The 434-nt window shown below is 33.4% G+C and carries 1 pseudogene; it reads right to left on the reverse strand.

Annotated elements, in window-relative coordinates:
- Positions 1 to 218 precede the first annotated feature (218 nt).
- A pseudogene (locus tag ACZQCL_RS08435) lies at positions 219 to 434 on the reverse strand (low molecular weight phosphatase family protein); the annotation flags it as partial.

The following is a 434-nucleotide window of genomic DNA, read 5'->3' on the forward strand; positions in this document are numbered from 1 at the left end:
ATTTATTTTGAATCTATTTTCACAAGTGTGTAAACGCTACAAATAATAAAGGAAGTGTCGAATTACTCGAACACTTCCATAAAATAGGTTCTAGACGCAAAATTTAGGGAAATGATGAACATGTTCGCCATAAATGCAGGCTTTCATTTAACACCCACATATCCCTATACTCTTCAAAACAGAATTTGCTTAAATCGATGTATGACCATTTTGTTTTTTCATATTTTCTTTGAAATCAGCTCATCCTTTTTTATTTTCTCTGTTAATTCAAGTATTTTCGTATGAATGGAGTGAATGACTTTTGAAAACTCCACATCATTTTTTCCGGTAGGATCACTCAATCCCCAATCCTCTCTATATTCACATGGAATTGCCGGACAATTTACATTACACCCCATTGTGATCACAATATCTACTTGCGGTATTTCTGACAA

It is taken from the genome of Holdemanella sp. (assembly GCF_056804935.1).